The organism is Curtobacterium sp. VKM Ac-1376 (assembly GCF_015351025.1).
In the GTDB taxonomy this organism is placed as follows: domain Bacteria; phylum Actinomycetota; class Actinomycetes; order Actinomycetales; family Microbacteriaceae; genus Curtobacterium.
Genome location: NZ_JADKRV010000001.1, coordinates 305,822 through 332,320 on the forward strand (window position 1 = coordinate 305,822; position 26,499 = coordinate 332,320).

Here is a 26,499-nt window from a genome sequence, read left to right on the forward strand (position 1 = left end):
AGGCCCGGCACACCTCCGCCCCGCCGGCGTCGGCCCCGGGTGGTCACCACTCAGGCGCGCGGCGGCCCCGTCGTCGACCGCACCACGAGCGTCGGCGGCACGAGCGTCCGGATCGGATCTGCCGGAGCCGCCGCAGCCGCGCCGATCCGCTCGACCAACCGCGCGGCCGCCAGGCGCCCGACCTCGTCGTTGTGCGGGTCCACCGTCGTCAGGCGCAGCAGCGGTGACGCGGCGAGCGGGGTCTCGTCGTTGCCGATGACCGAGACGTCCTGCGGCACGCGGCGTCCGGATTCCTGCACGGCGGCGATCGCGCCCATCGCCATGACGTCGTTCGCGGCGAACACCGCGGTCAGGTCGGGGTGCTCCCGGAGTGCGAGCCGCATGCCCTCGTAGCCGGTCGTCTCCGAGGTCGGGCCGGAGCCGTAGACCAGCGGCTCGATGCCGGACGCGACCAGCTGCGCGACGGTGGCCTGACGGCGGACGGCAGCCGGGCCTCCCGAGCCGGTGACGTGGGCGATGCGGCGGTGACCCAGGCCGATCAGGTGATCCGCTGCCAACCGTCCGCCGGCGGCTTCGTCGGAGGCGACCACGTCGAGGCCGCCGGGCACGTCCTCCCGCGCGCCGGCGACGACGACCGGGGTGTCCGCGGGCACGACGACGTCGGGGAAGCCCTCGGCGGCGAGCACCACGCCGTCGACCCGCAGGGACACCAGGTCGTCGAACGGCGAGGACCCGAGGTGGGCGTTCGCGCGGGTGTCGGCGAGGGTGAGGCGGAGGCCGTGCGGGGCGAGGGCCTCGCGGATGCCGTCGAGCATCGGAACGTACCAGGGGTTGCGGAAGTCGTCGACGATGACCCCGATGGTCCGGGTCCGGGTGCCGGCGAGGATGGCGGCGGCGCGGTTCGGGCGGTACCCGAGCTCGGCGACGGCCTCGAGCACCGCGGACCGGCGGGCGGGGGAAACGCCGGGATCGTCGCGCAGCACCATCGAGACCAGGGACTTCGAGACGCCCGCGCGTGCGGCGACGTCGATGATCGTCGGCGGGCGAGGGGTCACGCTGAGCCTTTCCGGCACGGTGCTTGACAGGACATGGGCTGGTGCGGCTACAGTCTACCGACACGTTCTGGAACGTTCCAGAACGTTGCAGAACAGGAATCCAGCCACCTTCTCGAAGGAGAGAACATGAGCGACAGCATCGGCGTCGCCGTCATCGGCGCGGGCATGGCGGGCAAGGCCCACATGGCTGCGTGGCGGAACGCACCGTCCCTCTTCGCCCCGACGCTGCCGCCCGTCCGGCTCGTCTCGGTCGGCGACGTCTACGAGCCCTTGGCTGCCGAGGCGGCACGGCGCTTCGGCTACGAGCGGCACGACACCGACTGGCGCGCGATCGCCGCGGCCGACGACATCGACGTCGTGAGCGTCGTCGTGGCGAACAGCCTGCACCGCGAGATCGTCGAGGAGCTGCTCGCCGCGGGCAAGCACGTGCTGTGCGAGAAGCCGCTGTCGGACTCGCTCGACGACGCGCGGGCCATGGCCGCCGCTGCCGCCGAGGCGTCACAGCGCGGGGTGCTCGGACGGGTGGGCTTCACCTACCGTCGGGCGCCCGGCCTCGCCGCGGTCAAGCAGCTCGTCGAGGACGGCACGCTCGGCCGGGTGCTGCACGTGTCCGGCCGGTACTGGACCGACTACGGCGCCTCGCCCGACGTCCCGTTCTCGTGGCGCTTCGCCGGGGAACCGGGGTCCGGGGCCCTCGCCGACGTCGGCTCGCACCTGTCCTACGTCGCCGAGTTCCTGGCCGGCCCGGTCCGGAGCGTCAGCGGTGGGACCTTCACCACGTCGATCACCGAACGGCCCGTCGCCGCCGGGCATGCCCTGCGCGGGCAGGCCGTCCCGCTCACCGGCGAGGTCGAGGCCGTCGGCAACGACGACTACGCCACCTTCAGCGCGCGCTTCGGCGACGGCACGGTCGTCGGGTCGCTCGAGGCCTCCCGCGTCGCGGCCGGGCACCCGAACGGCCTCGTCATCGAGGTGTTCTGCGAGCGCGGCGCCGCCCGATGGGACCAGGAGCGTGCCTCCGAGATCGGCCTCGCGCTGCAGTCCGACGGCTCGCGCCTGGGCGGGTACCGCCAGGTCGTGCTCGGCCCGGACCACCCCTACGTCGCGGGCGGCATGGCGATGGACGCCCCGGGCGTCGGCTGGGGGCAGAACCAGATGTTCGAGTACCAGGCGCGGGCGTTCCTCGACGAGATCGTGGGGCGCTCCGGCCCGGTGCCCGACGCGCTGCCCGCGAACGCCACGTTCGACGACGGCGTGCACAACATGGAGGTCCTCGACGCGGTGGCACGGTCCGCGGCGACCGGGGGAGCGTCCGTCGACGTGGCCGCAACCGACGGGACGGCCGCGGGCGACACGACCGCCGAGGGGGTCCGCGCATGAAGCTCGGGCTGTACAACGCGATCCTGCACGACCGCCCCCTCGCCGACGCGCTCCAGGTCATCGCCGCCAACGCGCTCTCCGGCATCGAGCTGAACACCGGTGGGTTCCTGCCCCCGGTGCACGTGCCCGACCTCGACGCGATCCTGGTGGACGACTCCGCCCGTGACACGTTCCTCGCGCAGTTCGAGGGGACCGGCGTCTCGATCGCCGGACTGAACTGCAACGGCAACCCGCTCCACCCCGACCCGGCGATCGGCCCGGCGCACGCCGAGGACCTCCGACGCAGCATCCGGCTCGCCGCACGGCTCGGCCAGGACCGCGTCGTCACGATGTCGGGGCTGCCGGCGGGGGAGCCCGGGGGGACGCGGCCGAACTGGATCGTCAACGCCTGGAACTCCGCCGCGCTCGACGTGCTCGAGCACCAGTGGAGCGTGGCGGTGCCGTTCTGGCAGGAGATCGACGCCCTGGCACGCGAGCACGGTGTCAAGGTGGCGCTCGAGCTGCACCCGCAGAACGTCGTGTTCAACCCGGCGACGATCCGCGAGCTCGTGGAGCGCGGCGGCCTGACGAACGTGGGCGTCGAGCTCGATGCCTCGCACCTGTTCTGGCAGCAGATGGACCCGGTGGCGGTCGCCCGTGACCTCGGTCCCCTCGTGTTCCACGCGGCCGTGAAGGACGTCCGGATCAACCCGCACGCCGCGATCAACGGGGTGCTCGACAACGGGTTCCGGCGGTTGTCGCCGGACGAGCCGCGCACGAACCTCGGCGGTGACGAGTGGGCGAACGAGTGGCCGAAGCCGTCGGCGTGGGACTTCGTCGCGCTCGGCAAGGGGCACGACGAGGCCTACTGGTCGTCCTTCCTGCAGGCACTGCGTGCGATCGACCCGGACATGTGGGTGAACATCGAGCACGAGGACACCGAGCTCGGTCGCGAAGAAGGGGTCGCGGTCGCCGCGCGCGTCCTGCGCGCCGCTGACGCGGCGCTGGCACCCTCGACCTGACGTCCGGCAGCTGACCCCGTCACCGCCTGGAGGCCCGTGGGCCGTTCCGCGCACGAGGTGACGGATCCCGTGTGGTGGGCCGTGCCTCCCGGCCCACCACACGCGGATCGGCCACCGGTGCGCGGAACGACCAGTCCGTGCACCCGTACCGGGTGCTGTCACCGGCCCGAGGTAGCATGCACGACACCTGTCCCGAGACGATGGAGCCCTGCGTGCCGGAGCCGACCGACCCCGCCTTCCCGCTCGAACGCGTGCGAGCGGTGGGCGACGACATCGTGGCCTCCGTCGCCACGGTGATCGACGGCAAGACGGAAGCCATCCGCACGGCACTGACGGTGATGCTGGCCGAGGGGCACCTGCTGGTCGAGGACGTACCCGGCGTCGGCAAGACCGTGCTCGCCAAGGCAGTCGGCGCCTCGGTCGGCGGGTCGGTGAACCGCATCCAGTTCACGTCGGACATGCTGCCGTCGGACGTCACGGGCGTGAACATCTTCGACCAGTCCTCCGGCACGTTCCGGTTCTCGCCCGGCCCGGTCTTCGCGAACGTCGTCATCGGCGACGAGATCAACCGCACCAGCCCGAAGACCCAGTCGGCCCTGCTCGAGGCGATGGCCGAGTCGCAGGTCACCGTCGACGGCGTGACCCGGCAGCTCGACCGTCCGTTCATGATCGTCGCGACGCAGAACCCGATCGACATGGAGGGCACCTACCCGCTGCCCGAAGCGCAGCGCGACCGTTTCATGGCGCGCATCGCGATGGGGTACCCGAGCGTCGACGCCGAGCGGCAGATGCTCGCGAACCGCGGCGGCAGTGACCCGCTGTCGCGTCTGCACCCGATCGTCGACGTCACCACGCTGCGGGCGATCATCGAGACCGTCTCGCGGGTGCACATCGCCCCGGACGTCGAGGCGTACATCATCGCCATCGTCCGGTCCACGCGCACCCACCCCGACCTCGTGCTCGGCGCGAGCCCCCGCGCCACCCTCCACCTGGCCCAGGCCGCACGTGCGCACGCCGCCCTGCTCGGCCGACCGTTCGTCACGCCGGACGACGTCGCGGCCCTCGCGCCGATCGTGCTCGCGCACCGGCTCGTCCCGGTGGCCCGCGGGCTCGGTGGCACCGGCGAGGACACCGTGCGCGAGATCGTCGTGCGCATCGTCTCGGACATGGCCATCCCGTTCACGGCCACCCCAGTCCGCTCCTGATGGCCGGTCCATCGGTACCGTCGTCGTTCCTGCGACGCGTCGGTGCCGCGCGGTCCACGGCGTCACGGCTCGGTCGTCGCGGACTCTCCCTGGCCCGACGGACCCCGTTCCCGCGCCCGACGGTCCGCGGTTGGACGGTCATCGCGATCGGCATCGGTCTGGTCGGCGGGGGCCTGGTCGGCACCACGAGCGTCGCGGTCTCGGCCGGGCTGTTGCTGCTCGTGCTCGTCGTGCTCGGCATCGTCATGGCCTTCGTCGTCGCCACGCCGCTCCGGGGCAGCCGCAGCACCGCGCGCGCCATCGTGCAGGTCGGCGAGGTGTACCGCGAACGCATCACCCTCGGCAGCACCAGCCTGCCGATCGGGCCGCGGGCGACGCTGCTCGTGCGCGAACAGCTCGAGGACGCCTTCGCCAGCCTTGCCGAGGCGGAGACCTACGCCGAGGTCGGCCCCGGCGTGCCACCGGCGGTCCTCGACGTCGAGGCGCTCGCGATGCACCGCGGTCGCAGCCTGGTCGGTCCGGTCACGATCCGGGTCGAGGACCCGTTCGGCCTGCTCCGCATCGACCGCCCCGTCGTCCCCGCAGAAGAGGTGGTGGTCGTCCCCGCCTCGGCCCCGCTCGGTGCGATCGACGCCGGCGCGCTCGCAGGTGCCGTCTCGGCCGACGAAGGCCGGGTCGGACAGGGGGGTTCGGCCGACGACAGCGAGCTCCGTCCGTACCGACCGGGCGACCCGATCCGCCGCGTGCACTGGGCGCAGAGTGCGCGTCGCGGTGAACTGCACGTCCGCCAGACCACGCAGGCGCAACCACCGGAGGCCGTCATCGCGCTCGACGTCCGCCGCGAGTCCTACCAGCGGCTCGGCCGTGAGGACCTGGCCGAGATCTCCGACCTCGGAGGCGACCAGGCGTTCGAGCACGCCGTCGTGGTGGCCGCCAGCGTCGCCCGCGCACTCGCCGCCCGGACCTCACGCGTCGTGCTCGTGTTCGACGGCCCGGACGGCAGCACCCGGCACGCGGGAGACGTCGGTGGCCTCACCGACGTGCTCGTCGGGCTGGCCGACGTGCGCCTGCGGTCGGAGGCGCGCGAGGTCACCGACGTCCTGCCCGAGGTGCGCGGTCGCGACGTGCACGGCATGACCGCTGTCGTCACGGGCAACTGCACCGCCGAGCAGGCCGCCGAGCTCATCAGCGCCACGAGCGGCTCGAGCCGCGGGATCCTGGCGACCATCGTGCCGCCGGACCCGGCCGTGCGGGGCATCCTCGACCGCGGCGGCTGGCGGACGCTGGTCGTCCCGGTCGCCGGTGCGACGCCGTCCGGAGCGGCACGGTGAGCGGGGTCGCCGCGCAGGCCCGTCCGCGGGCGGACGTGCGCGAGATCCTCGACCGCGACGACGACCTCCGTGACGGGCCGAGCGCCTGGGTCGTCGCACTCGCCCCGGTGCCGGTACTCCTGGCCTCGCTCGCCATCCGACCGCTCGTGCAGGGCATCGCATGGTGGGCATCGGGCGTCGTCGTGGTCGCCGTGCTCGTCGCGGTGGTGCTCGCGGTCCGACGGCAGGTGCCTGGGATCCGGTTCGTGGCCCTGGTGGCGACGGTCATCGCGTGCTCGTGCGCCACCGCACTGGTGAACGACGTGCAACCGCTGGGGTGGCTCGACGCCGACGGGGCGCTGGGTTCCACCCTCGCCGCCATCCGCCTGAACCCCGCACCGTTGCCGCAGACCGATTCGATCCGACTCGTGGTGACGGTGTCGATCGGCTGGGTGGCAGCGGTCTCGCTGTTCCTCGCCGCCATCGCACGGATCCCGTCGCTCGCTGCGGCCCCCGCGCTCGTCATCCTCATCGTGCCCGGCGTCATCACCGGGCAGCCAGCGGGCACGCCGCTCGTGATCGCCACGGCGGTGGCGTTCCTCGCGCTGCTCTGGCTCTCGGTCCGCCCGGTGCAGCGCGCGCTGCCGGCCGCGGTGGTCGGCGCGATCGGGCTCGTCATCGCGATCGGCCTGCCGACGATCGTGCCGCTCAACGCCAGCTGGCTGTCGAGCGTGACCGGGGCGATCCAGTCCCCGATCCAGCCCGGACGCCCCGGCACCCTGCTCGAACTCGGCAACGACCTGCGCCGTCCGAGCGAGCTCGAGGTGTTCCGGTACCGCTCGTCCGACGGGCAGCCCGAGTACCTCAAGCTCGCCGACCTCGACGAGTTCGGCACCGGCGACTGGGTCCCGACCGTGACGAACGCGGCGGAGGCCGACACTGCCGACCAGCAGCAGTGGGCCGAGGGCGTCAACCCGCGCCTGGCGACCCGCGGCGACGTCACCGTGCGGATCACCGGCTTGTCGAGTACCTACCTGCCGGTGCCGTCCGGGGCGGTGTCGATCGAGTCACAGTCCACCAACCTGGACCTGTCGCAGTGGCGCTGGATGGGGAACTCGAGCACGGTCCGTTCGACCGGGGCCGCGACGGCACGCGGTGCGATGTACGAGGTGTACGGCGCCTCCACCTTCGCCAACGACTACCTCGACGCCGTCGCAGCCTCCGGCGTCCTCGCGCGCTCCGATGGCCGGGGGTTCCAGGAGCCGAGCCGCGAGCAGCTGCGCACCGACCTGACCCTGCCCGACGACCTGCCCGCGAACATCTCGGCAGCGGCGACGCGCGTGGCCGGTGGCGCCGCCGACGACTACGCGCGGGCCCGGGCGCTCGAGCAGTGGTTCCGCAGCGACCTGTTCACCTACTCCGAGACCGCCCCGGTCGAGCAGGGGTACGACGGCGACAGCATGGACGTCGTCTCGACCTTCCTGCGCGTGCGCGAGGGCTACTGCGTGCACTTCTCGTCGGCGATGGCGGTGATGGCCCGCACGCTCGGCATCCCGTCCCGCATCGCGGTCGGGTACCGGGCCGGGGCGGCCCAGCCCGATGGTGAGTACGCGGTGTCGAACCGGCAGCTGCACTCCTGGCCCGAGTTGTACATCCAGGGCGCCGGCTGGGTCGCGTTCGAGCCGACGCCCGACTCCGACGAGGCAGCGCCGTCCGAGGAACCGTCCGCATCGCCGACAGCGGCGAACCCAGGGACCCCGCTGCCGGCACCCGAGCAGTCCGCACCCGCCGAGGGCTCGGCGTCGCCGACCTCGACGGCGTCCCCGGCACCCGGTGCGGCCGGAGCGACCGGTACCGGCGGTGGCGGTGGGCCCGCCGGGCTGGTGATCGGCCTGCTGCTCGTCCTCGCGCTGTTCGCCGCCCCCGGTGTCGTGCGTGCGGTCCGGCGGCGCTCCCGGTTGGCGGCGATCTCCGAAGGGCGCTCACCCGCCGTGCAGGCGTGGCGGGAGCTGCTCGACGACGTCGCTGACCACGGGTACGCCCCGGGGATCGCGCCGCCCGGAGACTCCGCCGCCGTCGCCCGGACCGCCCGAGGGGTGCTCGCACGCCTGCGCCCGGGACTGCCCGCGTCGGTGCTGCCGCACCTGGAGGTCGCGGTCGACGCCGTCGACCGTGAGCGCTTCGCAGCCGGCGGGGCCGCCTCGGTGGACGGCGACGCGTTGGCACGCCACGTCCGGGAGGCCCGGGTCGCCCTCGACGCATCGGTCCCCGCGGTGCGCGTGGTGCGGTCGCGTCTGCTGCCGCCCAGCCTGCTGCCCTCGTCAGCGTGGTCCCACGACGGCCCGAAGCCCCGCCACGACCGCCGGACGGCCTGACGCGGGCGCCCTCGCACGGTGCGAGGGGCGCGAGTGGTGCGAGGTTCCGCACTCGGTGCGAGCCGCGCGACCTCGCACGGAAGACGGAACCTCGCACGGTTCGAGCAGAGCGCGCCGCGCCGCCCGCGTCAGCGCCGACGGATGACCGCCTCGACCAGGGCGGCGACGACCTCGCCCGTGTTGACCCCCGGCAGCGCCGGCGCGTCGAACACCATCCCGACGTTCGCACCGATGACCACGATCGCGAAGTCCTCCAGGGGCATGCCTGCGTCGGCCTCCGGGTGGGCGCCGAACCACAGCCGCACGAGCTCGAGCACCCCGTCCTGCAGGATCCGGCGCTGGCGGATGAACTCGGGCAGGAACTCCGGGTGCCGAACGGCGTACCCGCGGAACGCCGACAGCAGCGCGAACTGCTCGCTCTGGTCGTGCAGGCCGAACGCGGCGCGGACGAGGTCCCCGAGCTCGACCGCCGCGGTGTCCTCGTGCACGAGTTCCTGCAGTGATCCGAGCACCAGGTTCGTCGAACGCTGCATCACCTGGGCGAGCAGGTCCTCCTTCGACGAGAAGTTCGAGTAGACCGCACCCTTGCTGAACCCCGCACGGGCAGCGACGTCGTCGAGCCGCGCGCCGTACACGCCCTGTTCGGCGAAGACGACGGCACCGGCGGCGAGCAGACGTTCGCGGACCTCGGCCCGCGGGATGCGCTGGGTGGGGGAGTCGTCGTCACTCATCGGTTCCTGATTCGACCGGGCCCGGGGCCGTCGGGGGAAGCAGCGCGGTGGGGACCTGCCGCGCCGCGCGTCTGATCACGCGCGGCATCAGCGAAGCCCCCATCCCCACGTCTGCTCGGAACCGGCGCGTTCGGGTCGCGTCGGTGCAGTGCGGACAGCGTGCGCCGGGACGATACCCGGCGGTATCCATGGTAGCGCCGAGCACCGACGCGCGACAGCCCCTCAGTCCTCGTGCTCTTCCCGGACACTGCCGGCGCCGGTGCGACGACCCGGGCGGCGGAGCAGGCGCAGGGCATCGGGCCGCAGGCTGCGACCGCGTCGGAGCAGCGATCCGAGCGTCGACTTCGGCTGCCAGTCGCGGCCGTTCGGCAGCCCCCACCCGCGTCGGACGGCGCCCCAGCGGAGCCCGAGTGACAGCGTGACCGCCAGCAGGATGCCGAGCGAGGGCGACCCGAGCGCCGACGTGATCACCATCACGGCCGAAGCGGCGACGGCCACGGTGGCGTACAGCGCGTTCCCGCCGAACACCGCCGGTACGCGCCGCAGCAGCAGGTCGCGCATTGCTCCACCACCCACCGCGGTGATGGTCCCCATGATGATGGCGGCGGGCCACTCGAGCCCGGCGTCGTAGGTGCGCTGCACGCCGACGACGGCCCAGAAGCCGATGACGGCGGCGTCGAGGACGGTGAACAGGCGGTCCCACGTCAGCTCCGAGAACGACACGAGGAAGGCGATCAGTGCCCCGGCGACGGCGACGGGCACGTACAGCGGGTCGACGAGCGCGACGGGCGGGCCGTTCTGCAGCAGGGTGTCGCGGAGCATGCCGCCGCCGAGACCCGAGACGAAACCGACGACCAGGAACCCGAACAGGTCGAAGTCCATCGCGCGGGCGATGGAGCCGCCGAGCAGGGCGGACGCGAAGACTCCGGCCAGGTCGAGCACGTTCGTGACCGACGCCAGGCCCTCGACGGACAGCAGGTTCATGAGAACCATCCAACATCACATCGCAGGACTGGCGGGCCGAACCGAGGTTAGGTTAGCCTAACCTTCGTTATGCTCGCCACCCTCGTCATCGGCCTCCGCGAAGGCCTCGAAGCCACGCTCATCGTCGGCATCATCGCCGCGTTCCTGCGTCGGAACCGTGTCCCGCTCGCCCCCATGTGGTCCGGCGTCGGACTCGCGGTGCTGCTCAGCGTCGCCGTCGGCTTCGGGCTGCAGGCCGTCGATCAGGCACTGCCGCAGGCCCAGCAGGAGGGGATGGAGGCGGTCATCGGCATCGTCGCCGTCGTCTTCGTCACCGGGATGATCGTCTGGATGCGCACCCACGCGCGCACCCTGACCGCCGAGCTCGAGGCCAGCGCGAGTGCGGCGCTCGGTCGTGGCACCGCGTGGGCGCTGGCCGGTACGGCATTCCTCGCCGTCCTGAAGGAGGGCTTCGAGACCTCGGTGTTCCTCCTCGCCACGTTCCAGGCGTCGTCGGACACCGGCCTCGCCGCCCTGGGCGCTGTGATCGGCATCGCGGCCGCGGTCGTCGTCGGCTTCGGCATCTCCGCGGGTGGCGTCCGACTCGACCTGTCGCGGTTCTTCACCGGCACCGGGGTCTTCCTGGTCTTCGTCGCCGGCGGCCTGGTGCTGACCGTCCTCCGCCGCGCCCACGAGGCCGGCTGGATCACCATCGGCCAGCAGCGCACCGTCGACCTGTCGTGGCTCGCCCCGAACGGCTCCGTGCAGGGCGCCCTGGTCACCGGTGTGCTCGGCATCCCGCCGGACCCACGCGTCATCGAGGTGCTCGGGTGGGTCCTGTACGTCGTCCCCGTGCTGGCCCTCACCCTCTGGCCGCGCGTCTGGCGTCCGTCGCCGGACCGCCTGCCCCGGGTGCGCGCCGTGGTCGCCGGCGCACTCGCCGTCGCCGCAGCGGCACTCGCGATCGCCGTGCCGACGGGCGGCGTCGACCTGCCCCGCACCACCGCGGTCAGCGGCGACGCCAGCTCCGTCTCCGCCAGCGTCGACGGTGCGTCCGGCGTCCTGCGTGTGGCCGGTACCGGAACCGGCCAGGAGGCCCACATCACCATGCCGACGTCGGCCCACCGCCGTGTGACCCGCGCGGGCGTGGCCGCCGACCGGTGGCGCGTCGTGCAGGACGGGACCGGCGAGCAGGGGAGCGGTGCCGACCGCCCGTCGACGCTGACCCTCGACGACCTCGTCACCCTGTTCGGCCGCCTGCCCGTCGGCGTCTCCCCGTCGACGAACCCCGGGCCGTTCGCGGCCCGCTGGGCCGTGCGCGACACCGTGACCCTGTGGACGGTCCGCGGTGGGGTCCTGGACGCCACCCGCGATGAACGCGAGGTGCTGACGCTGAGCGGTGGGGGCCTCCCGTCCGCACGCACCACGACCCTGGACCGCACCGTCTGGTCCGTCCCCGACGCCCGCGTCGAGCGGTCGGCCGCCTCGGTGGCCGCCGCGGACACGCGTTCCGCCGAGCTGCTGCTCTGGAAGGCCTGGCTGCCGGTCGCCCTCGGCATCGCGGCCGCCGCCCAGGCGCTGCTGGCGATCCCCGACCGCCGTCGTCGGCGACTCCCCAAGACCCCCACTCCCGAACCCGTCCCCGTCCGCGGCCCTCCGTCCGCGGACCCTGCAAGGAGCACCGACCATGTCCTTCGGTAAGCCCGTTCGACCCTTGATCACCCTGGCCACCCTCGGCGCCGTCACCGCGCTCGCCCTCACCGGCTGCGCGAGCACCGACGGCGCATCCGACAGCTCCACCGACACCGCGGAGGTCTCGCGCGTCACCATCACCCTGACGAACGACGGTTCCGACCAGTGCGCCGTGTCCGAGACGAAGGTCCCGGCCGGCCCCGTCACGTTCTCGGTGAAGAACGAGTCGTCGACGGCCATCACCGAGGTCGAGCTGCTGCAGGACCAGCGGATCCTCGGCGAGAAGGAGAACTTGGCCCCCGGCCTCGACGCGGTGCAGTTCACCGCGACGCTGACCGGCGGGAAGTACCAGGTGTACTGCCCCGGCGCGGAGACCGAGCTGACGGACTTCACCGTCACCGGCAAGGCGGTGTCGACCGAGAACAGCAGCGCCGCCACCCTGCTCCGCGACGGTGCGAAGGGCTACGCGACCTACGTCGACGGCCAGGTCGGCGACATGGTCGCCGCGGTCGAGCAGCTGCAGGAGGACATCGACGCCGGTGACCTGGCGGCCGCGAAGACGGACTACGCGAACGCCCGCCCGTTCTACGAGCACGTCGAGAGCGACGTCGACGGTTTCGTCAAGCAGGGCCACAAGGCCACCGACAACGCCGGCAACCTCGACTACCTGATCGACATGCGCGCGTCGAACCTCGACCCGGCCGTCGGCTGGAGCGGGTTCCACGCCGTCGAGAAGGACCTGTTCCAGGCGGGCAAGATCACCGCCTCGACCAAGCAGGCCGCTGCCGACCTGACGGACAACGTGCAGCTGCTCGCGGAGCTCGTGCCGACGCTCGACTACAAGCCGGAGGACCTTGCGAACGGTGCCGCCGGCCTGCTCGAAGAGGTGCAGTCGAACAAGATCACCGGCGAGGAAGAGGCGTACAGCCACATCGACCTCGTCGACCTCGCCGCCAACGTCGAGGGTGCGCGCCAGGCCTTCGCGTTCCTCAAGCCGGGCCTGACGAAGCTCGACCCGACCCTGACGAAGCAGATCGCGAAGCAGTTCGACGCGACGAACACCCTGATGGACGGCTACCGCGACGCCGGCGACCTGGGCGGCTTCGCCGCGTGGGACGCCGCGACCAAGCAGTCCGACGCGAACACGATCTCGCAGCAGATCCAGGCGCTGCAGGACCCCCTGTCGCGCCTGGCCGAGAAGGTCGCGACCGCGTGACCGAGCCGGACGGAGCACCCCGGGCGGACGTCTCCCGCCGCGGGCTGTTCGGCGCCGGGCTGGCCGTGGCCGGCGCCGGTGTCGGTGCTGCGGCGGGCATCGGCGGTGCCACCGCCGCGACCGGGGTCAGCCCGTTCACCGCGGCCACGAACGGTGACGAGTCGATCGACCTGTCGCAGAGCCACCCGTTCTACGCCACCGCCTCCCGGCAGCCGCAGGGCGGGATCCGCACCGCCCCGCAGCGGTACTGCGTCTCCATGACGTTCGACCTGTCGACGACCGTGACGACCGAACTGCAGGTGCTCCTGGCCCGCTGGTCGGCCGCGATCGCCCAGCTGCAGGCAGGCAAGACGGTCGGCAGCGTCGAACCCGCGCACGGCAACGGGGTCGGCGCCGACACGGGCGAGGCGCTCGACCTCGGCCCGGCATCCCTGACCGTCACGGTGGGCCTCGGCCCGGGTGTCTTCGACGAGCGTTTCGGGCTGGCCGACCGGCGTCCCGCTGCGCTCGCGGACATCCCGGCGCTGCCGAGCGACAACCTGCAGGCGGGCCTGACCGGCGGCGACCTGTCGCTGCAGGCCTGTGCCGACGACCCGCAGGTCGCCTACCACGCGGTGCGCGACCTGGCGCGGATGGCCCGGGGCACCGCGACGGTGCGCTGGACCGTGCTCGGCTTCGGGCGCGCGTCGGCCGGGCCCCACCAGACGACCCCGCGCAACCTGATGGGGTTCAAGGACGGCACCAGGAACATCACGACGGACGCCGACCACGACCGGTTCGTCTGGCTCGACCGTGACGCCGGGTGGATGGCCGGCGGGACCTACCAGGTGGTGCGGAAGATCCGGATGAACATCGAGATCTGGGACGCGGACGTCGTCAGCGACCAGCAGCGGGTGTTCGGGCGGACGAAGATCCAGGGCGCCCCGCTGTCCGGCGGACAGGAACACACGACCCCGGACTTCCACGCCGAGGACCACGACGGCGCGACGAAGATCGACCCGACGTCGCACATCGCCCTCGCCGCGCACGAGGCGAACGGTGGCGTGAAGATCCTGCGGCGGCCCTACAACTACACGGACGGGCTGAACGAGTACGGCCAGCTCGACGCCGGACTGCTCTTCATCGCGTACGTGAACGACCCGGAGCACTTCACCCGGCTGCAGCGGAAGCTCGGCGCCTCCGACCGCCTGAACGAGTACGTCTCGCACATCGGGTCCGCGGTGTTCGCCGTGCCGCCGGCGCCCCGCAAGGGCTCGTACATCGGCGAGCAGTTGTTCCGCTGAACGCACCGCGGACGGGAGGAGTGGGCGTCCTCCGCCGTTTCCCTGGAGGCGGAGGACGCCCGCGTCGTGGAGTCTCGCCGAACGGAACCACCGTCGACTTGCTGAAGAGCGACCCGGCGCGACGCGTCGCGGTGCGACAACCCCGAGAGTACCCCGCAGATCCGCGGATCCGCAGTGTTCTCCCGCGATGGGACAGCCATCGCGCGAGCCCGGGTGCGCGACGTGCGCGCCGGGGGTGATCCGTGCCTCCAGGACGACGCGAACGGGCCGCCTCACCAGGGTGAGACGGCCCGTTCGCTGCGTGTGCCCGGAGGCGCGGGGTCAGTCCGTCAGGACCGTCGCGTCGCGGTGTGCGCGCTTCCGGCGGATGACCACGAGTGCCGTGATCCCGGCCAGCAGCAGGATGCCCGCCGCGATGGCCGGAGCGGTCAGGTCCGCACCCGTGTAGGCGAGGTCGCCACCGGCGCGCGGGCCGTCGTCGGTCCCGCCGACGCCACCGATGCCGGCGTCGTCACCGTCTCCCGTGCCGGGGCCGGGGGTGACCCCGCCGCCCGTGCCCGGGTTCGGGTCGACGGGGTCCGTCGGGTCGGTGGGGTCCGTCGGGTCGGTCGGATCCGTCGGGTCGACCGCAGCGGCGACCGGGATCGTCACCGCGAGGGTCACGGTCTGGCCGCCCGGGAGGGTGACCACGAGCGGTGCGTCGGTCGCGGCGACCGGCTCGGCGACGGCTGCGAGCGCAACGGAGCCGGTGGTGAGCGCCGCAGCGCGGGCCGTCGGCGCCTCGATCTCGGGGACCGTCACGGTCAGGTTCGCGCGACCCTGCTCGTCGGTCTTGTCGACGATGGTCGGGTCGACCTGCGCCGAGGCGAGCTCGTTGCCGTCGGCGCTGACCGACACGGTGCCGGCCTTGGCGGGGTCATCGCTGCTGAACACGAGCGACGACAGGTCGATCGAGATCTCGTCACCGGGCTGGAAGCCGCCCGCCGGGGTCGGCGTGACCGTGACGCCCACGGCGCGCTGGTCGACGGGGGGTGTGACCGTCGGGTTCGCGAGGAAGTAGTCCACCTGCGCCTGCAGGTCGACCTGGCCCGAGTCCGCGACGTTCGTGCCGGTCGCGAAGGCGGCGAAGTTGTCGCCACCGGTCGACAGGAACGAGTTCACGGTCACCTTGAGGGTGTCGGTCAGGGCGATCGCCTTGCCGTCGAGGGTCATGCCGGTGATGCGCTCACCGCGGCCCTTCGACGGGTCGTACGTGTAGGCGAAACCGTCCGAGACGCCGAGCTTCAGGAAGGGCCGCTCGAGGCCGTCCGGCTGCCACTGCTGCTCGAGGGCGTCCTTGATCTGCTGGCCGGTCATGTCCTCCGTCACCAGCGTGTTGGCGAACGGCTGGACGAGCGCGGCTTCCTTGTAGGTGACGGTGCCGTCCGGGTCGCCGGCGCCGCTCGACGCGTAGACCATGTCGGTGCGGAGCCCGCCGGGGTTCATGAAGGCGACCTGCGAGCCGTTGCGCTCGGTGGCGCTGCGCTGCACTTCGGCGATGTAGTTGCCGAGGACGGACTCGCCACCGCGGTTCTCGGCGGTGCGGTCGGACTGCACCGCGCGGCGCATGTCGGCGGTGATCTCGCCGAGCTTCTTGCTGCCCTCGACGTCGGCGACGGCCTTCGCCGCGGTCACGATGTCCGCCACAGCGTTCACCGAGGTCGGGTCGGCCGGCACGCGCGTCTCCGCGTTGACCGACTTGACCTCGGACGTGATGCCGGTGAGCTGCTTGTCCGCGTTCACGGTGAGCTGCAGGTGCCCGTAGTTGACGCCGTAGGACCCGGCCTGGATCACGGGGCGCTCCGTTCCGTCGGGGCCGGCAATCGAATGGTTGTACGTCGCGTGTGTGTGTGCGGAGACGATGGCCGAGACCTTCGACGAGACGCCGGAGGTGATCGTGCCGAAGGCGCCGGTGCCGGTGGCGTCCGCGAGGGCGCTCGTGGCCGCGCCCTCGTGCACGAGGAGGACCAGCACGTCGGCCTCCCCGTTCGCGTCGTCGCCGTCGGTGAGCTGGTCAGCGTAGGTGTTGACCTGGCTCACGATCGGGGCCATCGCGAGGCCCTCGACGCCACCGGGGCTGACGAGCCCGGGGATGAGGTCCTCGGTGGTCGCGCCGATGAAGCCGACCTTGACGCCGCTCTTCTCCACGATGGAGTACGGGGTGAAAGCGGGAGCGGTGGTGCCCTCCTCGACGATGTTCGCCGAGACGTAGGGCCAGTCGGCGTGGTCCTCGATGCGGCCGGTCAGGTCGTCCTGACCCTTGTCGAGCTCATGGTTGCCGATCGCGCTGACGTCGAGCTCCATGGCGTTGAGCGCGTCGATCGTCGGCTCGTCCTGCTGGATCAGCGAGGTGAACGTCGATGCGCCGACGTTGTCGCCGGCGCTCGCGAAGATCGTGTTCGGGTTGGCCTCGCGGTAGGACTGCACCACACCGGCGAGCTTGGCGGCGCCGGCGGCGTCGTCGGCTTCGGTGCCCTCGGACTCGAGGCGACCGTGGAAGTCGTTGACATCGATGATGTCGATCGTCGTGTCGCCGACGGCGGCGACGGCTGCGGACGGGACGGACAGCGCGACCAGGATCCCGGCGGTCACGAAGGCCGCGCCGGCGCCGAGGCGCCGCCGGGTCGTCGCACCGGCGGGTCCGGTGGTGTTGGAAGTGTTCATCGGCGACGAACCTACGAAGACGCACAGCCGACGCGCCAGCGCCGACGGCAACACGTCACGTGAAGTTCACGTGGGCAACACCGCAGCCGATCAGTCGCGGCTGAAGGTGCCCTTCACCCGCTCGGTGACCTCGGTCGCCATCGCCTTCGCGGAGTCCTTCACGACGTCGAACTCGACCGGGTCGCCCTTGAGCAGGCTCTTCGCCGTGTTGATCGCGTACTCCTTGGTGATGTGCGGGGGCAGCGGTGGGACGCTCCGGCTGACGTACGCGTCGATGAGCGTCACGCCCTGGTGGGCGAAGGCGCGCTCCACCGCCGCGTCGACCTCCGAGTCCTCGTGCACCGCGATGCCCTGGAACCCGAGCAGCGTCGCGTACCCGGCGTAGTCGATCGACTCGACGTCCTGCGAGCCGCGCCACATCGGGTTGCCGTCCTCGGTGCGCATCTCCCACGAGACCTGGCCGAGGTCGTCGTTGTGCATGAGCACGATCACGAGCTGCTGGTTCGGCCACGCCGCCATGTACTTCTTCACGGTGATGAGTTCGTTCATGCCGAGCATCTGGAACGCCCCGTCACCGATGGTGCACACCGCTGGACGATCCGGGAACGCGAACTTGGCCGTGACCGCGTACGGCATCGCCGCGAGCATCGTCGCCAGCCGACCGGACATGTCGCCCCGCATGCCTTCGCGCAGCCGGATGTGGTGGCCGTACCAGTCGGCGGTGGTGCCGGCGTCGGCCGTGACCGTGACGCCGTCGGGGAGCCGGTCGTTCACGGCCTGGATCACCCGACGGGGATTGACGCCGTCGCTGTAGGACACTTCGGACTGCGCGCGCATCTCGGACTCCCACTCGCGCATCCCGTGCGCGATGGTCTCCTGGAACGACTTGTCGTCCTTCTGCTCGAGCAACGGGAGCACGGCGTCGAGCGTCGCGCCGACGTCACCCCACAGGTTGAGCTCGGTCGGGTACCGCAGGCCCAGCTGCTCCGGCTTGATGTCGACCTGGATGCCCCTGGCCTGTCCCGTCTTCGGCATGTACTCGCCGTACGGGTAGTTCGTCCCGAGCAGGACGAGGGTGTCGCAGTCGCGGATCTGGTGCAGGGACGGCAACGAGCCGAGCAGGCCGAGCTGCTGCGAGTGGTACGGCACGTCCGACGGGATCACGTCCTTGCCGCGGAGTGCCGTGATGATCCCCGCGCCCGCCTTCTCGGCGGTGGCGAGCACCTGGGCAGTCGCACCGCGTGCACCCGCACCGACCAGGAACGTCACCTTCGATCCCGCGTTGATGATGTCGGCCATCCTCTGGACCTCGTCCGCGGGCGGGGTGATCCGGGTGGACGCGGGGACGTCGCTCGACCGCGAGGCCCAGTGCTCCAGCGGTGGTGCGTCGTAGGCCATCGCCTGCACGTCGTGGGGCAGGATCACCACGGCTGGCTGCTTCCGGAGCGACGCGGTCCGGAAGGCGGTGTCGACGACCACACCCACGGCTTCGGGTGTGGCCACGGTCTGCACGTAGCAGGCGACGTCGGCGAAGACCCGCTCCAGGTTCGACTCCTGCTGCGTGAACGACCCCATCGCCGCGAGCCCCTGCTGTCCGACGATCGCCACCACCGGCTGGTTGTCCATCTGCGCGTCGTACAGGCCGTTCAGCAGGTGGAAGGCGCCGGGGCTCGACGTCGCGACGCAGACCCCGACCTCGCCGGTGAACTTCGCGTGCGCGGTCGCCATCAGCGCCGCGATCTCCTCGTGGGTGGGGCGGACGTACTCCAGGCCGTCACCCCCCGATGCCGCCTTGCCGAGCGCTCCGTCGAAGGCGCCGATCCCGTCGCCGGGGTAGCCGAACACGCGGGAGACGCCCCACGCCTTGATGCGGTCGATGACGAAGTCGCTCACGGTCGTGCTCATGGGCCCAGCGTGCGCGAGCGCGCACGGGTCCGTTCACAGCCTTCGAAGAGGAGGCCCGGATCACCTGACCGACGTCGGTCACGTGATCCGGGCCTCCCGGCTAGGGCTCCTGTGCGATCAGTGGACGCAACGTGCGGTGCGCGATGCGCAGCCCCTCGAGCACCCTGTCGTCCGTTCCGCCCCAGAGCGGGTCCTCGTGCTCGACGCTCAGGGTGCCGTCGAAGCCGGCCTCGTAGAGGCGGTCGACCACGTGCGGCCAGTCGACGACGCCGCGCCCGGGCACGCGGAAGCGCCACCAGCCCATGTCCCACGGGTCGTCGCCCTTGTCGACCTTGCCGAAGAAGCCGTACTCGTTGCGCTCGGCGGGGAAGAGCTCGACGTCCTTCGCCTGCGCGTGCACGATGTGCTCGGCGAACGGCAGGATCGTCTCGACGGGGTCGATGCCGATCCACGTCAGGTGCGATGGATCCCAGTTCAGCCCGAAGCCGAGGCCCGTCACCCAGTCCCAGAGCTCGGGGGAGTACGCGATGTTGCCCGGGTACCCGTCGGGGTGCCAGCCCTCCATCACGCAGTTCTCGATGATGAGCCGCACGCCGCGCTCGCCGGCGTAGTCGACGAGTTCGGGCAGGACCCGGTCCCCCTCGGCCATGTTCTCGCGGACGGACCTGGTGGTGTCGCGGCCGATGAACGTGCCGACGTACGGGACGCCGAGCGTCTGTGCGGTGTCGATCGCGTGCTTGAGGTGCGTCCGCACCTCGTCGCGGCGGGCGAGGTCCTGGTGCAGGTTGTTCTCGTAGTACGCCAGCGCGGAGACCTCGAGTCCGGTGCGGTCGAGCAGGTCGCGGGTGGACTGGGCGTCCTCGTCGGTGAACGTGGCGACCGGCAGGTGGGCGGCCTCGAAGTCGCGGCCCCCGGTGCCCGGCCAGACGGCGACCTCGAGTCGCTCGTAGCCCTGCGTCTGCGCGAACCCGGCGATCCGGTCGAGGGACCAACCCGGCAGGCAGGCCGTCAGCATCCCGAGCTTCACAGGATCGCCCGCCACGTCGTCCCGGCCGCACTGCCGATCACGGCTTCGATGATGTCGGCGGAGCGTGCGCCGTCCGCGAAGGTCGGCAGGCCGTCGGGGGCGACCCCCGTGCGGACCGCTGTGTAGGTGTCGGCGACGAACGCCGCGAAGGCGTCGAGGTAGCCCTGCGGGTGCCCGGACGGCACGATCGCCAGACGCCGTTGGTCCGGGTACCCCTGCGAGGGGTCGCGGACGATGATCTGCGCCCCCCGCTCGTTGCCGAACCAGGCGGACTCGGGCTGCTCCTGGTCGAACGCAGCCGAGCCGCGGGTGCCGTCGACCTCGAACCACAGTCGGTTCTTCCGGCCGGCCGCCACCTGCGAGATCACGACGTTGCCGATGCGGCCGGTGCCGGTGCGGAACGTCGCGACCGCGGTGTCCTCGGTGGTCACCTCGGCCCGCTGGGCCGCGTCCGCCACGGGGTCCGGGTCAGGGGAGCCGGAGAACGACGGGCCGGACGCCGCCGGACGGGTCGGGTAGACGATGTCGGTCGCCGCGGAGACCGAGGTGAAGCGCTCGCCCGTGACGAACTCGACCAGGTCGCACCAGTGCGAGCCGATGTCCGCGAAGGCGCGGGACAGCCCGCTCGACGTCGGGTCCACCCGCCAGCTCGAGGCGTTCTCGTCGAGCATCCAGTCCTGCAGGTAGTGGCCGTGCACCGCGAGCAGCCGACCGAGCTCGCCGTCGGCGATGCGCGCCCGGATCTCGCGGACCATCGGGTGGTAGCGGTACACGAACGGCACCGTGGCCACGACGCCGGCCTCGGCAGCTGCGGCGACGAGCTCGGCGGCCTGGCCAGGGTCGATCGCCAGGGGCTTCTCGCACACCACGTTGATGCCGGCGGCGATCACCGCGAGCGCCTGCGGGTGGTGCTGGTCGTTCGGCGTGCAGATGTGCACGACATCCGGTCGATCGCCGATGACCTCGTCGAGCGAGGCGTACCCCCGCGGCAGGTCGAGCTGCGCCGCCACCTGGCCGGACCGCGTCGGGTTCCGGCCGAGCACACCGAGCACCTCTGCACCCGAGGCCCTGGCGGCGCGGGCGTGGACGCCTGCGATCATGCCCGTCCCGACCACGGCGACACGGAGGCGCCGCCCTTCGTACCCACTGCTCATGGTGCTCCCTCGCGCCGAACTGACACCACCGTAGCGGCCCGGCCGCCCTTGGGGGGCCGATGAGTACGGTCTGATGCATGTCGAGCCTCCAGACCAGCCTGCTCATCCTCGGAGCCAGCGGCGACCTGTCCAAACGCCTGCTCATGCCGGGCCTCGCCACCCTGCTCCAGGTCAAGGACGACTGGGACGTCCAGCTCGTCGGCGCCGGGGTCGAGGACCTGTCCGAGGCCGACTGGAAGGCGCAGGTGCGCGAGTCCTTCGCGAACGCGCAGGCGTCCAAGAACGAGGAGGACGAGGGGGCCTCCGCCGACGCGTCCCTGCCGGCGCGGCTGCAGGCGGTCGTCGACGCATCGACCTACCGGAAGGCCGACGTCACGGACCCGGACGACCTGCGGGCGCTGCTGGCCGAGTGCCACCACGACCCCGCGATCTACTTCGCCCTGCCGCCGGCGGTCACCGAGAAGAGCTGCGAACAGCTCGCCCACATCACCCTGCCCGCCGGCACCCGCCTGGCACTCGAGAAGCCCTTCGGCACCGACGCCGACAGTGCGTCGCACCTCAACGACCTGCTGCACTCGTTCATCCCCGAGGAACGGATCCACCGCGTGGACCACTTCCTCGGGCGGTCCACCGTGCTCAACCTGCTGGGGCTGCGCTTCGCGAACCGCATCATCGAGCCGCTGCTGTCCTCGCAGCACGTCGAGCGCGTCGACATCGTGTACGACGAGACCCTCGGGCTCGAGGGCCGGGCCCGCTACTACGACAAGGCCGGGGCGCTCACCGACATGATCCAGAGCCACCTGCTGCAGGTGATGGCCGTGGTCGCGATGGAGGCGCCCGCGTCGATCGACGCCGACGACCTGCGCACCCAGAAGGAGCTGGTGCTGCGGGCCGTCCGACCGTGGGGCGGCGACGTCGTCACCGCCGGCAGGCGCGCCCGGTACACCGCCGGGACGATCGGTGACCGCGACCTGCCGTCGTACGCGGACGAGGACGGCGTGGACCCCGCCCTCGGCACCGAGACCCTGGCGCAGATCACCCTGGAGATCGCGAACTGGCGCTGGGCCGGCGTGCCGTTCACGCTCCGGTCGGGCAAGGCGCTCGCCGAGCAGCGCCGTGAGATCATCGTCACGTTCAAGGACTCGCCGCACGTGCCCGAGGGACTCACCGGCACCGAGCGGCCGGATCGGCTCCGCATCTGGATCGCACCCGACGAGATGCAGCTCGAGCTCAACGTCAACGGTGCGGGTGATCCGTACACGCTCGACCACACCAGCCTCGAAGTGACCTTCAACCCCGGGCGTCTCAGCGCCTACGGTGAGGTGCTGGCCGGCGTGCTCGAGGGCGACGCGACCCTGTCCGTCCGTGGTGACAGTGCCGTACGGGGCTGGAGGGTCGTCGGACCCTTCCTCGACGCCTGGCGTGCCGGGAAGACGCCGCTCGACGAGTACGCGGCCGGCTCGTCCGGCCCCGTCGGCTGGGACAACATCGACGCCTGAGCCGGTCCGCGGCGTAGCGTCGGGCGACGTGAACACCACCGATGACGTCCTGCAGACCGTTCCCGAACCCGCCGGCGCCGACATCCGTGTCGGTGCCGTCGCCTACGACCACCAGGGCACCGAGCTGCTCGGCGTGCTCGCGAAGGACACCGCGATCGCGGGCCGTCGTCCAGCCGTCCTCGTCGTGCACGACTGGCACGGCGTCAACGAACACGTCGAGGCACGGGTCACGATGCTCGCCCGACTCGGCTACGTGGCGTTCGGGGCGGACGTCTACGGCGCCGGGATCCGCCCCGGCGACGACACCGCGGCCCGGGTCGCCGGTGGGTACTACCAGGACCTGCCGCTGCTCCGGGCCCGTGCGACGGCCGGACTCGAACGGCTGCTCGCGGACCCCGACGTCGACCCGACGCGCGTCGTGGTGATGGGGTACTGCTTCGGTGGCTCCACCGCGCTCGAACTGGCACGGACCGGAGCCGACCTGGCCGGGGCGGTGTCGTTCCACGGCGGCCTCATCACGCACGACCCCTCGGACGCGGCGGACATCCGGGCGAAGCTCCTCGTGCTCACCGGGGGAGCGGACCCGGTCGTTCCCGACGAGACCGTGCACGCGTGGCAGGACGAGATGCGCTCAGCGCCCGAGGTCGACTGGCAGGTCGTCACGTACGCGGGCGCGATGCACGCGTTCGCCGTCCCCGGGGCGGACGCGCCGGACCACGGCGCGCAGTACCAGGAGCGTGCGGACAGTCGTTCGTGGCAGGCGCTGCGGGTGTTCCTGGCCGAGGTGTTCGGCGAGGAGCCCGCTGCGCTCTGACGATGGGCCCGGCTGGGTGATCGGTTGGCGCTGTGCGACACGCCGATCGCGGGGTCGGGACCGCCTCGATTGGCGCCCGAGCCGCACCTGTTGTAGAGTCTTCCACGGCCGCAAGGCCACGCGCTCGTAGCTCAATGGATAGAGCATCTGACTACGGATCAGAAGGTTGGGGGTTCGAGTCCCTTCGAGCGCACACCATCCGAATCGCCCTCGGTCCCACCATCGGGACCGGGGGCGTTTTCTGTTTCCGTCTGGCCCGTCAGGAGCCACTGGAGCGGCACGCCGGTCGCCAGGGACCACGCGATCATGCCCGCCCGCCGCGGCTTCACAGCGCCGCGCTCATAGTTGCTGACGGTCGTTCGGGACAGGCCAGTGCGGTCGGCCATGTCCTGCTGCTCTAGCTCGGACGCCTCGCGCGCCTTGCGAAGACGGTCGGCGGTCGTCCACCTCGGGATGAAGCCCGGCTGCCCAACGGGATGCATTGTCATGTGACAAGACTAGTGGCCGGGATTGGACGCGCATCAAGTTTGTCGGCGTGTCTTGCACGCTTGACGTGTGTCCAACTTGCAAGGTTGACGCATGTCAACTTTGGACTACATGACGACCTCGCAGGTCGCTCAGGTGCTCGGCGTCAGTCGCCAGGCCGTCCTCCAGCGCGTAGAAGCCGGCTCGCTGAAGCCCGCGCACAAGCTGCCCGGTCAGACGGGAACCTACCTGTTCGACCCGGCCGACGTCTGCCCCACCGAGCCCCGCGGGACCGCCGCGTGAGCGCTGAAGCTATGGCACTCGCGCTGCATCACTCGAACGCCAAGGGCACCGCCAAGATCGTCCTGCTCGGCATCGCAAACCACGACGGCGACGGCGGAGCGTGGCCGGCAGTGTCGACGCTCGCCCTCTACGCGAACGTGGACGAGCGCAGCGTGCAGCGGTCGATCGATGCGCTGGTGGCCGCGGGCGAAGTAGCCCGCGACTACCAGGCGGGCGGCATGCGCGACATGGCGGATCACCGGCGCCCCAACCTCTACAGGCTCCGCCTCAGCTGCCCGCCCAACTGCGACGGCACGACGGCCCACCGCGTGATCTGCACCCACTGCGGAAAGCCGCTGAAGGCCCGTGAACGGCGCCTCCGGCTGCTCAATCACCGCACCACAGAGTGCGCCCCGAAGCGGGTGGCGTTCACGTCACCGGGTGACGCCAGTGTCACCCCCCGGGTGACGCCAGTGTCACCCCCACCGGGTGACGCCAGTGTCACCCAAACCGTCCTTAGAGAACCACCCGTAGAACCGTCCACTCCACAGGTCTTAACGCGACCACAGACCGCGCGAGCGATCGGGAACGACTGCGGGGGCTCCCGCAGCGGTCGCCACGACTTCCACCCCGTCACCGGCCATTGCCGCAACGCATGCGGCGAACGACAGGACATCGCATGATGATGACTAACCACCCGTACACGCACGGTCGGTTCGGCGACGACGGCAGGTGCCACGCACCGATCGTCCGCACCTGGACGCACGGCACCGTCCGCTGCTCCGAGCCTCGCAGCGCTCACGTCATGCAGGCGACGGCTGCAGTCGGCCGCTGGCGCGTCGAGCGCGGCGGAACGACCACATACCGCCTCCCGGGTTGGTTCGCCGTCCTGACGGCCGCCGACGGCACGATCGCGCGGTGCGCTCACGTGCCGACGTTCGCGGACGCATGGAGCGTCGTGGACCTGCACACGACGAGCGAGGCCAGCGCATGAGCACGATCTACGCGCTCGTCAATCGCCTCTGCGGTCACGCCGGCACGATCGCGAACGATCGGACGATGCTTCAGCGCCACCTGGCGCTGCTCGACGCCGGGGCCTGGTTCATTCGCGAGGCCACCGACGACGACCTGCTCGGCGTCGTTTCGGACCACATGTGCGACCTCTGCCTCGTGGACTCGGCTCAGCGAGCCCGAGCAGCAGAACGAGCGACAGGAGCCTCGTTCGGGCTCCACGCCCCGAAGACGAACACCTGGAGGAACCGTTGGCACTGACGACTCACGCCCAGGGCGGCGCTCCGCGCCAGGCTCAGGACGGAAGCACGAAGCGCGTCGTGCTCGCCGGCCGTCTGGATAGCGACACCTGGCCCAACTGGCGCTCACTGAACCTGTCGCTCGCGTTCGCCGGCCAGACCGGATCCGTTGCCGTCTACGGCATCGACCTGCTGATCGACCTCGAAGTCGTCATGCTCGCGACGGACCTGGAGGCGCGCCGCCGTGGGTAAGTACATGACGCCGGCCGAGGTCGCCGAGCTACTGCAGGTGAAGCCCGAGGCCCTGAAGCGCATGCGTGCCGCCGGCCGTGGACCCGCGTACGTGAAGGACGGCCGGCTGATCCGGTACCGTCCCGCGGCCGTAAATGACTGGCTCCGGGCCTGTGAGCGGGGCGGTGAGCATGGGAGGGGCTAAGCGCGGCGGTAGCGCCTCAGCGGCGCTCACACGGCGCGTGATCGAGTTCTACGGCGACCTGTGCTGGCTCCAGCTGCCCGGATGCTCGTACAAGGCCACGACCAAGGACCACGTGATCCCGTTCCACGAGGGCGGGTCCGACGACATGGACAACCTCCGGCCCGCCTGCAAGTCGTGCAACTCGAAGCGCCGCAACCTCGCCATGTCGGGCGCCGGCGGGCCGATCATCACCGTGTTGATCGGCCCGCCCGCCGGCGGCAAGTCCACCTACGTCCGCGAGCACGCGAGCCCGCTCGACGTCGCGATCGACCTGGACGAGATTGCTCGAGCGCTGATGCCCGTGAAGCCCGAGCAGACGCACGTGTACCCGCAGCACGTGCGGCACGTGGCGATCGGTGCGCGCTCGGCAGCGATCCAGCGTGCACGCCGGCTCCAGGTCCCGTGCGGCGTGTGGATCATCCACAGCATGCCCTCGGCTGACGACCTGGCCGAGTACCGCGCCCTGCGCTACAAGGTGGTCACCGTCGACCCCGGCCGCGAGACCGTCGAGCGCCGAGCCCTGGCCGAGCGGCCCGAGGTCATGCGTCAGCACGTCGCGACCTGGTACGACATCGTGGCCCCAGCCCTGGCAGCAGCCGCACCACGGGCACGACAGCCCGAGCGTGAGCCTGTGCCCGATGCGGCCGTGAAAGAGCCTGAGCGGGCCACTGTCGGTCCGCCGGACGGCGGCTGGTGGGGATGATCCGTTTTTCT

At 71.6% G+C, this 26,499-nt stretch carries 25 protein-coding genes and 1 tRNA gene; 18 read left to right on the top strand and 8 right to left on the bottom strand.

Annotated elements, in window-relative coordinates:
• Positions 1–50: 50 nt before the first annotated feature.
• Positions 51–1,055, bottom strand: a complete 1,005-nt coding sequence (locus tag ITJ56_RS01475; protein ID WP_194626807.1) for a LacI family DNA-binding transcriptional regulator — start codon at positions 1,053–1,055, stop codon at positions 51–53.
• 126 nt (positions 1,056–1,181) lie between these two features.
• On the opposite strand from ITJ56_RS01475, the gene ITJ56_RS01480 reads away from it, so the two are divergent.
• The 5 genes from ITJ56_RS01480 (at position 1,182) to ITJ56_RS01500 (ending at position 8,326) form a co-directional block, all read left to right on the top strand.
• On the top strand, positions 1,182–2,435 hold the full coding sequence (locus ITJ56_RS01480; protein ID WP_194626809.1) for a Gfo/Idh/MocA family protein: 1,254 nt from the start codon (positions 1,182–1,184) through the stop codon (positions 2,433–2,435).
• Positions 2,432–3,436 (top strand): sugar phosphate isomerase/epimerase family protein, encoded by a 1,005-nt coding sequence (locus tag ITJ56_RS01485; protein ID WP_194626811.1) that lies wholly within the window; start codon positions 2,432–2,434, stop codon positions 3,434–3,436. The genes ITJ56_RS01480 and ITJ56_RS01485 overlap by 4 nt, the downstream gene beginning before the upstream one ends.
• 212 nt (positions 3,437–3,648) lie before the next feature.
• Positions 3,649–4,641: an AAA family ATPase gene (locus ITJ56_RS01490; RefSeq protein ID WP_416354743.1), complete on the top strand. Its 993-nt coding sequence runs from the start codon at positions 3,649–3,651 to the stop codon at positions 4,639–4,641.
• Positions 4,641–5,972: a DUF58 domain-containing protein gene (locus tag ITJ56_RS01495; RefSeq protein ID WP_194626813.1), complete on the top strand. Its 1,332-nt coding sequence runs from the start codon at positions 4,641–4,643 to the stop codon at positions 5,970–5,972. Before ITJ56_RS01490 ends, ITJ56_RS01495 begins: the two co-directional genes overlap by 1 nt.
• Positions 5,969–8,326 carry a transglutaminaseTgpA domain-containing protein gene (locus ITJ56_RS01500; RefSeq protein WP_194626815.1) on the top strand — a complete coding sequence of 786 codons (2,358 nt, stop codon included), beginning with the start codon at positions 5,969–5,971 and terminating at the stop codon, positions 8,324–8,326. Before ITJ56_RS01495 ends, ITJ56_RS01500 begins: the two co-directional genes overlap by 4 nt.
• A gap of 128 nt (positions 8,327–8,454) precedes the next feature.
• Here ITJ56_RS01500 and ITJ56_RS01505 read toward each other — a convergent pair whose 3' ends face one another.
• Together ITJ56_RS01505 and ITJ56_RS01510 are read right to left on the bottom strand one after the other, a co-directional pair.
• Positions 8,455–9,057, bottom strand: a complete 603-nt coding sequence (locus ITJ56_RS01505) for a TetR/AcrR family transcriptional regulator (RefSeq protein WP_194626817.1) — start codon at positions 9,055–9,057, stop codon at positions 8,455–8,457.
• A gap of 222 nt (positions 9,058–9,279) precedes the next feature.
• A complete protein-coding gene (locus ITJ56_RS01510; RefSeq protein ID WP_194626818.1) occupies positions 9,280–10,041 on the bottom strand; it encodes a trimeric intracellular cation channel family protein in 762 nt (253 codons plus the stop codon).
• Positions 10,042–10,110: 69 nt separating this feature from the next.
• On the opposite strand from ITJ56_RS01510, the gene efeU reads away from it, so the two are divergent.
• Genes efeU through efeB form a run of 3 tightly spaced genes read left to right on the top strand, consistent with a single transcriptional unit; the run spans position 10,111 to position 14,211 of the window.
• Positions 10,111–11,721, top strand: a complete 1,611-nt coding sequence (gene efeU / locus ITJ56_RS01515) for an iron uptake transporter permease EfeU (RefSeq protein WP_194626820.1) — start codon at positions 10,111–10,113, stop codon at positions 11,719–11,721.
• Entirely contained in the window at positions 11,708–12,928 is a 1,221-nt protein-coding gene (gene efeO / locus ITJ56_RS01520) for an iron uptake system protein EfeO (protein WP_194626822.1), read from the top strand. The genes efeU and efeO overlap by 14 nt, the downstream gene beginning before the upstream one ends.
• On the top strand, positions 12,925–14,211 hold the full coding sequence (gene efeB / locus ITJ56_RS01525; RefSeq protein ID WP_194626824.1) for an iron uptake transporter deferrochelatase/peroxidase subunit: 1,287 nt from the start codon (positions 12,925–12,927) through the stop codon (positions 14,209–14,211). Before efeO ends, efeB begins: the two co-directional genes overlap by 4 nt.
• Before the next feature lie 321 nt (positions 14,212–14,532).
• Here efeB and ITJ56_RS01530 read toward each other — a convergent pair whose 3' ends face one another.
• From ITJ56_RS01530 to ITJ56_RS01545, 4 genes are all read right to left on the bottom strand, one after another.
• A complete protein-coding gene (locus ITJ56_RS01530; RefSeq protein ID WP_194626826.1) occupies positions 14,533–16,914 on the bottom strand; it encodes a bifunctional metallophosphatase/5'-nucleotidase in 2,382 nt (793 codons plus the stop codon).
• A 90-nt stretch (positions 16,915–17,004) separates the two neighbouring features.
• Positions 17,005–18,819, bottom strand: coding sequence for a thiamine pyrophosphate-requiring protein (locus ITJ56_RS01535; protein ID WP_194626828.1), 1,815 nt, complete (start codon positions 18,817–18,819; stop codon positions 17,005–17,007).
• Between the two features lie 100 nt (positions 18,820–18,919).
• Complete coding sequence (locus tag ITJ56_RS01540; RefSeq protein WP_194626830.1) at positions 18,920–19,846, bottom strand: sugar phosphate isomerase/epimerase family protein; 927 nt, start codon at positions 19,844–19,846, stop codon at positions 18,920–18,922.
• Entirely contained in the window at positions 19,843–21,000 is a 1,158-nt protein-coding gene (locus ITJ56_RS01545) for a Gfo/Idh/MocA family protein (protein WP_194626832.1), read from the bottom strand. The genes ITJ56_RS01540 and ITJ56_RS01545 overlap by 4 nt, the downstream gene beginning before the upstream one ends.
• A 77-nt stretch (positions 21,001–21,077) precedes the next feature.
• Here ITJ56_RS01545 and ITJ56_RS01550 point away from each other — a divergent pair, with 77 nt between their 5' ends.
• The 3 genes from ITJ56_RS01550 to ITJ56_RS01560 all read left to right on the top strand — a co-directional run bounded on the left by ITJ56_RS01550 (position 21,078) and on the right by ITJ56_RS01560 (position 23,506).
• Positions 21,078–22,499 (top strand): glucose-6-phosphate dehydrogenase, encoded by a 1,422-nt coding sequence (locus ITJ56_RS01550; protein ID WP_194626834.1) that lies wholly within the window; start codon positions 21,078–21,080, stop codon positions 22,497–22,499.
• A 28-nt stretch (positions 22,500–22,527) separates the two neighbouring features.
• Positions 22,528–23,313: a dienelactone hydrolase family protein gene (locus ITJ56_RS01555; RefSeq protein ID WP_194626836.1), complete on the top strand. Its 786-nt coding sequence runs from the start codon at positions 22,528–22,530 to the stop codon at positions 23,311–23,313.
• 120 nt (positions 23,314–23,433) lie between these two features.
• A tRNA-Arg gene (locus tag ITJ56_RS01560) sits at positions 23,434–23,506 on the top strand.
• Here the strand turns inward: ITJ56_RS01560 and ITJ56_RS01565 are convergent.
• Positions 23,472–23,801: a helix-turn-helix domain-containing protein gene (locus ITJ56_RS01565; protein ID WP_194626838.1), complete on the bottom strand. Its 330-nt coding sequence runs from the start codon at positions 23,799–23,801 to the stop codon at positions 23,472–23,474. The two genes, ITJ56_RS01560 and ITJ56_RS01565, sit on opposite strands and share 35 nt — an antisense overlap.
• Positions 23,802–23,892: 91 nt before the next feature.
• Here ITJ56_RS01565 and ITJ56_RS01570 point away from each other — a divergent pair, with 91 nt between their 5' ends.
• The 7 genes from ITJ56_RS01570 to ITJ56_RS01600 are packed head-to-tail and all read left to right on the top strand — an operon-like array spanning position 23,893 to position 26,488.
• The gene (locus ITJ56_RS01570; RefSeq protein ID WP_194626840.1) at positions 23,893–24,081 is read left to right on the top strand and encodes a helix-turn-helix domain-containing protein; all 189 of its coding nucleotides are present in this window, start codon (positions 23,893–23,895) and stop codon (positions 24,079–24,081) included.
• A gap of 11 nt (positions 24,082–24,092) precedes the next feature.
• Positions 24,093–24,743, top strand: coding sequence for a helix-turn-helix domain-containing protein (locus ITJ56_RS01575; RefSeq protein ID WP_194626842.1), 651 nt, complete (start codon positions 24,093–24,095; stop codon positions 24,741–24,743).
• Positions 24,740–25,054 (top strand): hypothetical protein, encoded by a 315-nt coding sequence (locus tag ITJ56_RS01580; protein WP_194626844.1) that lies wholly within the window; start codon positions 24,740–24,742, stop codon positions 25,052–25,054. The genes ITJ56_RS01575 and ITJ56_RS01580 overlap by 4 nt, the downstream gene beginning before the upstream one ends.
• Positions 25,051–25,332, top strand: coding sequence for a hypothetical protein (locus ITJ56_RS01585; RefSeq protein WP_194626846.1), 282 nt, complete (start codon positions 25,051–25,053; stop codon positions 25,330–25,332). The genes ITJ56_RS01580 and ITJ56_RS01585 overlap by 4 nt, the downstream gene beginning before the upstream one ends.
• Complete coding sequence (locus ITJ56_RS01590; protein ID WP_194626848.1) at positions 25,323–25,562, top strand: hypothetical protein; 240 nt, start codon at positions 25,323–25,325, stop codon at positions 25,560–25,562. The genes ITJ56_RS01585 and ITJ56_RS01590 overlap by 10 nt, the downstream gene beginning before the upstream one ends.
• Before the next feature lie 4 nt (positions 25,563–25,566).
• Entirely contained in the window at positions 25,567–25,746 is a 180-nt protein-coding gene (locus tag ITJ56_RS19085) for a helix-turn-helix domain-containing protein (protein ID WP_194627444.1), read from the top strand.
• Positions 25,747–25,783: 37 nt separating this feature from the next.
• Positions 25,784–26,488: an HNH endonuclease gene (locus ITJ56_RS01600; RefSeq protein WP_194626858.1), complete on the top strand. Its 705-nt coding sequence runs from the start codon at positions 25,784–25,786 to the stop codon at positions 26,486–26,488.
• The last annotated feature ends 11 nt before the right edge of the window (positions 26,489–26,499 follow it).

Bases quoted from the DNA above. Each gene is read 5' to 3' on its own strand.
- efeO (WP_194626822.1), top strand. From the start codon at position 11,708: ATGTCCTTCGGTAAGCCCGTTCGACCCTTGATCACCCTGGCCACCCTC.
- ITJ56_RS01575 (WP_194626842.1), top strand. From the start codon at position 24,093: ATGGCACTCGCGCTGCATCACTCGAACGCCAAGGGCACCGCCAAGATC.
- efeU (WP_194626820.1), top strand. From the start codon at position 10,111: ATGCTCGCCACCCTCGTCATCGGCCTCCGCGAAGGCCTCGAAGCCACG.
- ITJ56_RS01485 (WP_194626811.1), top strand. From the start codon at position 2,432: ATGAAGCTCGGGCTGTACAACGCGATCCTGCACGACCGCCCCCTCGCC.
- ITJ56_RS01585 (WP_194626846.1), top strand. From the start codon at position 25,051: ATGAGCACGATCTACGCGCTCGTCAATCGCCTCTGCGGTCACGCCGGC.
- ITJ56_RS01580 (WP_194626844.1), top strand. From the start codon at position 24,740: ATGATGATGACTAACCACCCGTACACGCACGGTCGGTTCGGCGACGAC.
- ITJ56_RS01505 (WP_194626817.1), bottom strand. From the start codon at position 9,057: ATGAGTGACGACGACTCCCCCACCCAGCGCATCCCGCGGGCCGAGGTC.
- ITJ56_RS01535 (WP_194626828.1), bottom strand. From the start codon at position 18,819: ATGAGCACGACCGTGAGCGACTTCGTCATCGACCGCATCAAGGCGTGG.
- ITJ56_RS01570 (WP_194626840.1), top strand. From the start codon at position 23,893: ATGTCAACTTTGGACTACATGACGACCTCGCAGGTCGCTCAGGTGCTC.
- ITJ56_RS19085 (WP_194627444.1), top strand. From the start codon at position 25,567: ATGACGCCGGCCGAGGTCGCCGAGCTACTGCAGGTGAAGCCCGAGGCC.
- ITJ56_RS01565 (WP_194626838.1), bottom strand. From the start codon at position 23,801: ATGACAATGCATCCCGTTGGGCAGCCGGGCTTCATCCCGAGGTGGACG.
- ITJ56_RS01530 (WP_194626826.1), bottom strand. From the start codon at position 16,914: ATGAACACTTCCAACACCACCGGACCCGCCGGTGCGACGACCCGGCGG.
- ITJ56_RS01480 (WP_194626809.1), top strand. From the start codon at position 1,182: ATGAGCGACAGCATCGGCGTCGCCGTCATCGGCGCGGGCATGGCGGGC.
- ITJ56_RS01545 (WP_194626832.1), bottom strand. From the start codon at position 21,000: ATGAGCAGTGGGTACGAAGGGCGGCGCCTCCGTGTCGCCGTGGTCGGG.
- ITJ56_RS01510 (WP_194626818.1), bottom strand. From the start codon at position 10,041: ATGAACCTGCTGTCCGTCGAGGGCCTGGCGTCGGTCACGAACGTGCTC.
- ITJ56_RS01495 (WP_194626813.1), top strand. From the start codon at position 4,641: ATGGCCGGTCCATCGGTACCGTCGTCGTTCCTGCGACGCGTCGGTGCC.
- ITJ56_RS01550 (WP_194626834.1), top strand. From the start codon at position 21,078: ATGTCGAGCCTCCAGACCAGCCTGCTCATCCTCGGAGCCAGCGGCGAC.